Raw genomic sequence first — 2,548 nt, 5'->3', positions numbered from 1 at the left:
ACTCGAACCCAGACACCCACTCGACCGTTGCCAACGCGTTGTCCAGCGCTTGACGTAACTGCTCGGCGATCGGTCTGAACTCCAATCGGGTTGGAACAGAATAGAATCCGCCCAGCCGAATATTAATGGGATGTATCGCCCGCCCGCCGACGAACTCCATCAGCTGGTTACCAGCCTTCTTCAGTGCCAGTCCACGCTCAACCGCCGCGGCATGGTTGCGCGCCATACCGACAATGTCCGAATACCCAAGGAAATCCGGCGCGTGCAAAAGGTAGATATGCAAAGCGTGACTGTTGATCCATTCGCCGCAATACAGTAACCGTCGAAGCGCAACGAGATCCTCATCGACTTGGACACCGCAGGCGTCTTCGATCGCGTTGCAGGCACTGATCTGGTAGGCGACCGGGCAGATTCCGCAGACACGCGCGGTCAGGTCCGGCGGCTCGGTGTACGCGCGTCCGCGCAGGAACGCTTCGAAAAACCTTGGCGGCTCGTAGATGTTGAGCTCAACGCTGTCCAGCGCACCGTCTCTCAGCGTAACGTGCAGGGCGCCTTCGCCTTCCACCCGCGTCAGTGGGCCGACGCTCAGCGTGCGGGTCACCGGGGTCACTGCTTGCTCCGCTCGGCAGTGAAGTTGGCGACGTTGAACGTCGAGAACACCCGGTCAACGTCGCCGTCGGACATCCCGTCACGGCGCAAGAGCGGGATCAAAGTCGCGGTTTGCGGTACCGCTGACGGACCGAAACAGCCGTAGCAGCCACGCCGATGCCTGGGACATAGCGCTCCGCAGCCGGCGTGAGTAACCGGGCCAAGACATGGGGTGCCGTCGGCGACGATGACGCACGTGACCCCGCGGAGTTTGCACTCCGTGCACACCGTCTTGGCCGGCAACCGCGGTTTGCGCCCGATCAGCAGCGCCGCAAGGGTGTCGAGCAGCTGCCCGCGGTCGATCGGGCAGCCCTGCAATTGATAATCGACCTTGACGTGGTCCGATGCCGGCGTGGAGGTCGCCAACGTGTCGATGTATTCCGGATTGGCGTAGACCAGCGAGGTGAACTCGGCGATGTCGGCGAAGTTGCGCAGCGCCTGCACTCCCCCGGCCGACGCGCAGGCACCGATAGTGACAACCAGCCTCGACTGGTCTCGGATGTCGCGGATGCGTTGCTCGTCGCGCAGGGTGGTGATCGAACCCTCGACCAGCGACACGTCGTACGGGCCGCCGACCATTGCGCTGGACGCCTCGGCGAACGTCGCGATCTCCACTTTGTCTGCGAGCGTGAGCAATTCGTCCTCACAGTCCAGCAGTGTCAGCTGACAACCGTCGCAGGACGCGAACTTCCACACGGCCAGGGTGGGTCGGCTCATCTAAAGCTCCCTCACCTGCAGCAGCGGCCCCGCTACGTCGTAACCCACGACAGGCCCATCGCGGCACAGCAGCAGCGGACCCAGCTGGCAGTGCCCGCACCAGCCGATCCCGCACTGCATGTTCCGCTCCAGTGACACCCGAATATCATGGGCAGCAACGCCTTTAGCCATAAGAGCTTCGGCGCCGAAGCGCAACATCGGCTCCGGGCCGCACAGAAATGCGGTGGTGCGATCGGCCTTCAACGCCAGACGGCTCAACGGCGCAGTAACCAATCCGACTTCACCGCTCCAGCCTGGTGTCGGCGCGTCAACGATCAGAAGCAATTCGATCTGCAGTTCCTTAGCCCACTTCTCGAGTTGAGCGGCGAACACGAAGTCAGCCCGTGACCGCGCACCCGCGACGAGCGTCAACTTGCCGTAGCGTGTCCGCTGTGCCAGCGCGCCGAGCACCGCGGGACGCAGCGGGCACAAGCCAACGCCGCCGGCGACCATAACTAAATCCCGGCCAGTGGCCTCGGCCAAACCCCAGGTGGTGCCGAATGGACCCCGCACGCCGACGACAGTGCCCGGTTGGGCGTCGCGTAGGGCTCGGCTCACCGCGCCGACCGCTCGGATGGTGTGTGTGATCGAGCCGTCGGCGACGGTGGGATCACCGCTGATCGAGATTGCTACCTCGCCGACACCGAACGCGTAGAGCATCATGAATTCGCCCGGTTCCGGTGACCGCAATGCCTCGCCGACCGGCTCCAGGCACAACGTCGCTGAATCCGGGCTCTCCACGACGCGACTACGCACGCAAAACGGCACAGGCACCATCGCGGATGCGGACGGCGCAACGCTGGTCGCCCCGTCAGTCATCGTCGGCCATCTCGTTCATCTCTTCGGTGATGTCAATACCGGTGGGACACCAGGCGATGCATCGCCCACATCCGACACAGCCCGACATGTCGAACTGGTCGTGCCAGGTACCCAATTTGTGAGTGAGCCAATGCCGGTAACGCGATGCGCCGGACTGGCGAACGCTGCCGCCACCATGGACGTAGGTGAAATCGAACTCGAAACACGACGCCCAATGCCGCCAACGTTCGGCGTGATCACCGGTCAGGTCACTGATGTCTTCGGTACTAGTGCAGAAGCACGTGGGGCATACCATCGTGCAGTTGCCGCAGGTCAGGCAGCGACT

4 protein-coding genes are annotated in these 2,548 nt (G+C 63.3%); all 4 read right to left on the bottom strand.

Annotated features, from left to right (window positions below; translation table 11 throughout):
- On the bottom strand, positions 1–610 hold a 610-nt coding region (locus WAN02_RS03260), incomplete at its 3' end, for a nickel-dependent hydrogenase large subunit (RefSeq protein WP_422262753.1).
- Positions 607–1,365 carry an oxidoreductase gene (locus WAN02_RS03255; RefSeq protein ID WP_422262752.1) on the bottom strand — a complete coding sequence of 253 codons (759 nt, stop codon included), beginning with the start codon at positions 1,363–1,365 and terminating at the stop codon, positions 607–609. The genes WAN02_RS03255 and WAN02_RS03260, both read right to left, overlap by 4 nt.
- Positions 1,366–2,223 carry an FAD/NAD(P)-binding protein gene (locus WAN02_RS03250; protein WP_422262751.1) on the bottom strand — a complete coding sequence of 286 codons (858 nt, stop codon included), beginning with the start codon at positions 2,221–2,223 and terminating at the stop codon, positions 1,366–1,368.
- Positions 2,216–2,548: 4Fe-4S dicluster domain-containing protein (locus tag WAN02_RS03245; RefSeq protein WP_422262750.1), on the bottom strand; the 333-nt coding region annotated here is incomplete at its 5' end. The genes WAN02_RS03250 and WAN02_RS03245, both read right to left, overlap by 8 nt.

The organism is Mycobacterium sp. (assembly GCF_049281135.1).
Taxonomy (GTDB): domain Bacteria; phylum Actinomycetota; class Actinomycetes; order Mycobacteriales; family Mycobacteriaceae; genus Mycobacterium.
Note: the sequence above shows the minus strand (reverse complement) of the source record. Positions and strands in the feature narration are given on the sequence as shown.

Coding starts and splice junctions, on each gene's coding strand:
- WAN02_RS03255 (WP_422262752.1), bottom strand. CDS start 1,365: ATGAGCCGACCCACCCTGGCCGTGTGGAAGTTCGCGTCCTGCGACGGT.
- WAN02_RS03250 (WP_422262751.1), bottom strand. CDS start 2,223: ATGACTGACGGGGCGACCAGCGTTGCGCCGTCCGCATCCGCGATGGTG.